Raw genomic sequence first — 5,839 nt, forward strand, 5'->3', positions numbered from 1 at the left:
CCATCTACACCTCGACGGCGTGCCTGATCGGCCGGAAATTCCGCGAGGAGCTCGACGGCCGGTTCGCCGAGCTGTACTACGAGCTGGAACGCGGCACCGATCCGCTGTGCTACGTCGACCCGTACCTGCCGATCGAGAGCTTCCGGCGCCGCGACGAAGCACGGGTCAAGCTGGTCGAACTGGTGCACGCGATCATGGACAGCCGGATCGCCAACCCGCCGGCGGGCAGGAAGTTCCGGGACATGATCGACGTGCTGGTGACGATCACCGACGAAAGCGGCAACCTGCGTTTCACCGCCGACGAGGTCACCGGCATGATCATCTCGATCATGTTCGCCGGGCATCACACCAGCTCCGGCACTACCGCGTGGACCCTGATCGAGCTGCTGCGCCATCCAGAGGCCCGTGCTCAGGTGATCAAGGAGCTCGACGAACGCTACGCCGACGGCCAGGAGGTGAGTTTCCATGCGTTGCGCCAGATTCCGCACCTGGAGAACGTCCTCAAAGAGACGCTTCGGCTGCATCCGCCGCTGATCATCCTGATGCGGGTGGCCAAGGGCGAGTTCGACGTGTGCGGCTATCCGATCCACAAAGGTGACCTGGTGGCCGCCTCCCCGGCGGTCTCCAACCGGATTGCCGAGTCCTTTCCCAACCCCGACGCGTTCGACCCGGAACGCTACCGGCCACCACACGAGGAGGACATCGCCCACCGGTGGAACTGGATTCCGTTCGGAGCCGGCCGGCACCGCTGCCTGGGAGCGGCGTTCGCCACCATGCAGATCAAGGCGATCTTCTCGGTGCTGCTGCACGAGTATGAGTTTGAGATGACGCAGCCATCTCAGAGCTACCACAACGACCACTCCAAAATGGTGGTGCAGCTGGCCAAGCCGGCCAAGGTACGCTACCGCCGCCGCGTGTACGGCGATCAGAGGAGGTGACCCGTGATGGGTGATTACGTCGTCGAAGCCGATCTGGATCTGTGCCAGGGCCACGCGATGTGCGAACTCGAAGCACCCGACTACTTCCGGGTGCCCAAGCACGGCAAGGTCGAGATCGTGGATGCGCAACCGTCGGATGAGGTGCGTCGGCAGATCGAGGCCGCGGTGCGGGCCTGCCCCACCCGAACGCTGTCCATCCGCGAAAAGAAGGCCTAAGGACTCCACAGATGCCCCCGTTCCCCCGCGACGAGCTCGAGGACGTCGTGGCCCGCTGGCTACAGGCCAACCGCGACGCCGAGACAGCCGGTGATTGGCGCGATTTGGCGGCCTTCTACACCGACGACGCCACCTACGGCTGGAACATCGGCCCGAAAGAGGACGTGATGTGCATCGGCATCGACGAGATCCGTGACATCGCACTGGGTCAGGAGATGGAAGGCCTGCAGGGGTGGCGCTACCCGTACCAGAAGGTGGTCATCGACGACCGGCAGGGCGAGGTGGTGGGGTTCTGGAAGCAGCTGGCAAAGACAGGTGAGGCCGCCGACGACGTAGCGGAGATCCACGGTATCGGCGGCAGTTGGTTCCGCTACGCCGGTGACGGCAGGTGGAATTGGCAGCGGGACTTCTTCGACTTCGGGCATGTTTCAGCGCTCTATCTGCAACTGATCAAGGCCGGCAAGCTGTCGCAAGGCTTGCAGAAGCGCATCGAACGCAGCATGGCAGGCGACAAGCTGCCCGGGTACTACCCGCTGGGCAAGTCCCCGGAACCACTGTGGTAGCCGATTCCCGCGGCAGCCCTATAGGCTGACGCAGACGCACGTTCATGACGAAAGCAGGTTCACGGTGAAGACAAAGGGCGCCCTGCTCTGGGAGTTCAACCAGCCGTGGTCGGTCGAGGAGATCGACATCGGCGATCCGCGCAAAGACGAGGTCAAGATCCAGATGGAAGCGGCCGGAATGTGCCACTCCGACCATCACCTGGTGACCGGCGGCGTCCCGATGGCCGGCTTCCCGGTGCTCGGTGGACACGAGGGTGCCGGCATCGTCACTGACATCGGTCCCGGGGTGGAGGACCTGGCCCCCGGCGACCACGTGGTGCTGTCTTTCATCCCGTCCTGCGGCAAATGCCAGTCGTGTCAGGCCGGGCTGCGTAACCTGTGCGATTTGGGTGCGTTGCTGCTCAACGGCGCGTCGGTCACCGACGGCTCGTTCCGCATCCACGCCGGGGGCAAGGACGTCTACGCGATGACGCTGCTGGGCACCTTCTCACCCTGGATGGTGGTGCACCGCAGCTCGGTGGTGAAGATCGACCCGTCAGTGCCGTTCGAGGTGGCCTGCCTGGTCGGTTGCGGCGTGACCACCGGCTACGGCTCGGCGACCCGCGCGGCCGATGTCCGCCCGGGTCAAGACGTCGCGATCGTCGGTGTCGGCGGGGTGGGCATGTCGGCTCTGCAGGGTGCGGTCAACGCCGGCGCCCGGCACATCTTCGTCATCGACCCGATCGAGTGGAAACGCGATCAGGCCCTGAAATTCGGTGCCACCCACGTCTACCCGGACATCAACACCGCACTGGCGGGCATCACCGAGGCGACCGCCGGCCTGATGGCCAAGAAAGTCATCGTCACCGTCGGCGAAGTCCACGGTGAGGACGTCGAGAACTATATGATCATGACCGCCAAGGGCGGCACCTGCGTCCTGACCGCGATCGGCAGCATGCTGGACACCCACGTCACCCTGAACCTGGCGATGCTGACCCTGATGCAGAAGAACCTGCAAGGCACCATCTTCGGTGGCGGCAACCCGCAGTACGACATTCCGCAGCTGCTGTCGGTGTACAAGGCCGGCAAGCTCAACCTCGACGACATGGTGACCCGCCAGTACACCCTGGAGCAGATCAACGACGGTTACCAGGACATGCTGGACGGCAAGAACATTCGCGGCATCATCCGCTACACCGACGCCGACCGCTAGCAGCCAGCCGGCTTCCGGGCTAGCCGGCTGTGGCGTGCTGGAACACCAAACTCGCCTTCAGCTTCGTCTTGGGGCCGACCATGCCGAAGAAGTTCCCCTCGACGGCGAACTGCTTGCGGGTGACGGTCGTCTCGGTGGTCAGCCGCACCGTGCCGTCTGGGCCGTCACTGAGCGTCGCGACGTTGACCGTCAGCGGCAGCGGGCCGGTGATGCCCTTGACGGTGAGCTCGGCGTTCAATCGAACGGTCTCGCCCGCGCCGGGCTCTCCGCCGGTGACCACAACGGTGATCTCGGGATAATTCTCGACGTCGAAGAAGCCCGGCAGTCGCAGATCCGCGTCACGCATGCGGAACCCGGTGTCCACCGATTCGGCTTTGATGTCGACTCGGCCGGACACCGTCTGCGCGTCCTTGATCTCACCGCCACCGCTGAAGTCGGTGAATCCTCCGCGGACCTTCAGCACGCCCCACGCGGTGCTGTTCTCGAAGCGGATGGTCGACCGCTGCGGAACCAGACTCCAGACGCCGACCAACTCTTGACTGCTCAGTAGTGTCGCGACAACCGACATGCCATCTCCTCTGCGTGTGAGCACCGACTATATATATCGTGACACGATCAACCGGTCGCTGTAGATGGTAGCCGTAGTTGCGCCATCCCTACAGGGTCCATCCCTGGGAGGTTGCTGCCAATATGCGGCCAGCGGTCTGACAGGGGACGGGACTGGCCGAGTCGCCGTCCCCATGGATTGCATCGCAGGCATCGCCGGCATCGCCGGCGAGGTCACCCGGCCAGCCTCATCGGTTACTGCGATCGACAGCGCCGCTCATATGCTGAAGCACATGGCCACCGTCTTCACCAAGATCATCAACCGGGAACTTCCGGGCCGGTTCGTCTACGAAGACGACGAGGTCGTCGGCTTCCTGACCATCGAACCCATGACGCAGGGACACACGCTGGTGGTGCCGCGCACCGAGATCGACCAGTGGCAAGACGTCGACGGCGCGGTGTTGCACCGGGTGATGGCGGTCGCACAACGGATCGGCCAAGCCGTGTGCCGCGCGTTCAGCACCGAACGCGCCGGTCTGATCATCGCCGGGTTGGAGGTCCCGCATCTGCACGTCCATGTCTTCCCGACCCGCAGTCTCAGCGATTTCGGCTTCGCCAACGTCGACCGCAACCCGTCGGCCGAATCGCTGGACCAGGCACAGGCGAGCATCATCGCCGCGTTGGCCGAGATCCCCTGATGTTCAACCGACCTCGCTCGGCACGTCGGCGACCCGCGGCACCGCGACGCGGAAGCGACATCCTTTGCCTGGCGCGGTGTCGACGGTGACGGTGCCGTCGTGTGCATGGACCAGCGAGTCGACGATCGACAGGCCCAGCCCGGTGCCGCCGCTGGCTCGTGCCCGTGACGTGTCGGTGCGGTAGAAGCGTTCGAACACGCGCTGCGCGTCCTGCTCGTTCATTCCGGGGCCGTGGTCGACGACCTCCAGCACGGCGTCGTCGCCGTCGGTGCCCACCCGCACGGTCACCGCAGCAGTCACCGGAGTGTGCTGCAACGCATTGGCCACCAGGTTGCTCAGCACCTGACGCAGCCGCGCCTCATCGCCGAGCACCTCCGGGGTGCCCGGTCCGTCGAAGACCTCCAGGGTGACCGGCCGCGCGGGATCGATCGCCTCCGCGTCGTGCACGGCGTCACTGGCCAGCGTAAAGAGGTCGACCCGGCGGTGTTCCAGCGGCCGCTCCGCGTCCAGCCGCGCCAGCAACAGCAGATCCTCGACCAGCAGGCCCAGCCGGCGTGATTCGCTCTCGATGCGCGACATCATCAAGTCGACGTCGCGGGTGGCGCCCTGCCGGTACAGCTCGGCGAAACCGCGGATGGTGGTCAGCGGCGTGCGCAGTTCGTGGCTGGCGTCGGTGATGAATCGCCGCATCCGTTCTTCCGAGCCGCGGGCGTCCGCGGCGGAGGCCTCCGACGCGGCGAGCGCCCGCTGGATCTGCGCCAGCATGCCGTTCAGCGCCAGCGACAGCCTGCCCACCTCGGTGCGCGGATCGCGTTCCGGGACACGATGGTCCAGCTGGCCGGCCGCTATCGCGGCGGCGGTCTGCTCGACCTCGCCCAGTGGCCGCAGGCTGCGGTTGACCACCACATAGGCGGCGATGCCGAGCACCACCAGTGCCACCGCACTGATGGCCAGCCGCCAGACATTGACATGCCGGATCGTGGACTGGACGTCGGAAAGGTCCCTCGCCACGGTGGTCAATCCGCCGTTAGCTCCGCGCACCGACACTGCCCGCCACTGCGCACCGGACCCGCCGACCGAATCGACGGTCTTCGGGACCGGTCCTACGTCGTTGTCGGATGGCAGCTTCGGTTCGGCGTGCCGATCGTCGTTGACCACCGTCCAGGTACGGCCGTCCGGGGCGACGGTGCGCACGTAGAAGTTCGACGGCGGCCTGGCCGGGTTCGGCTCCTGGTACGAGGCCGGCAGAAACCGCAGCGGGGCCTGCGCCCAGCCGTGGGATGCGTCCAGCAGGGTCCGATCGACCCGGTGCAGCAGGCTGTGCCGCATGATCGAGGTGACTGCGAAGCCCTGCACGACCATGGCGCAGACCATCAGCAGCAGGATGGTGGCCACCAGGCTCACCTTCAGCGGCAGCGCCACGCGATGATGTTCGGCCATCCGGTTCCGCCTACCGCGCGTTGCTCCGCCGCAGGCTCACCGCGGCTCCCGCAGCACATACCCCACCCCGCGCAACGTATGCAGCAGCCGCTTCTCGCCGGTGTCGATCTTGCGGCGCAGATACGACACGTACGATTCGACGACGTTGACGTCGCCGCCGAAGTCGTAGCGCCACACGTGATCGAGGATTTTCGGTTTGCTGAGCACCGTGCCGGCGTTGATCACGAAGTAGCGCAGCAGGGTGAA

Annotated in this window: 7 protein-coding genes and 1 pseudogene; 5 read left to right on the plus strand and 3 right to left on the minus strand. The window is 65.7% G+C overall.

The annotated features are described in order from the left end of the window. The 4 genes from AC2VON_RS14150 to AC2VON_RS14165 form a co-directional block, all read left to right on the plus strand. Positions 1-938: cytochrome P450 (locus tag AC2VON_RS14150; RefSeq protein ID WP_486953517.1), on the plus strand; the 938-nt coding region annotated here is incomplete at its 5' end. Positions 939-944: 6 nt separating this feature from the next. Further along, positions 945-1,154: a ferredoxin gene (locus AC2VON_RS14155; RefSeq protein WP_486953518.1), complete on the plus strand. Its 210-nt coding sequence runs from the start codon at positions 945-947 to the stop codon at positions 1,152-1,154. An 11-nt stretch (positions 1,155-1,165) separates the two neighbouring features. Next, positions 1,166-1,717: a nuclear transport factor 2 family protein gene (locus AC2VON_RS14160; protein WP_486953519.1), complete on the plus strand. Its 552-nt coding sequence runs from the start codon at positions 1,166-1,168 to the stop codon at positions 1,715-1,717. 64 nt (positions 1,718-1,781) lie between these two features. After that, positions 1,782-2,909 (plus strand): NDMA-dependent alcohol dehydrogenase, encoded by a 1,128-nt coding sequence (locus AC2VON_RS14165; protein WP_486953520.1) that lies wholly within the window; start codon positions 1,782-1,784, stop codon positions 2,907-2,909. A 19-nt stretch (positions 2,910-2,928) separates the two neighbouring features. Here the strand turns inward: AC2VON_RS14165 and AC2VON_RS14170 are convergent, their stop codons facing one another. Beyond that, the gene (locus AC2VON_RS14170; protein WP_486953521.1) at positions 2,929-3,477 is read right to left on the minus strand and encodes a YceI family protein; all 549 of its coding nucleotides are present in this window, start codon (positions 3,475-3,477) and stop codon (positions 2,929-2,931) included. Between the two features lie 271 nt (positions 3,478-3,748). On the opposite strand from AC2VON_RS14170, the gene AC2VON_RS14175 reads away from it, so the two are divergent. Continuing rightward, complete coding sequence (locus AC2VON_RS14175) at positions 3,749-4,153, plus strand: HIT family protein (RefSeq protein ID WP_486953523.1); 405 nt, start codon at positions 3,749-3,751, stop codon at positions 4,151-4,153. A 3-nt stretch (positions 4,154-4,156) separates the two neighbouring features. Here the strand turns inward: AC2VON_RS14175 and AC2VON_RS14180 are convergent, their stop codons facing one another. Both AC2VON_RS14180 and phoP read right to left on the minus strand, forming a co-directional pair. Then, entirely contained in the window at positions 4,157-5,593 is a 1,437-nt protein-coding gene (locus AC2VON_RS14180; RefSeq protein ID WP_486953522.1) for a sensor histidine kinase, read from the minus strand. A 36-nt stretch (positions 5,594-5,629) separates the two neighbouring features. Next, positions 5,630-5,839: pseudogene (gene phoP / locus AC2VON_RS14185) on the minus strand (two-component system response regulator PhoP); the annotation flags it as partial.

The organism is Mycobacterium sp. TH-M82, assembly GCF_057473605.1.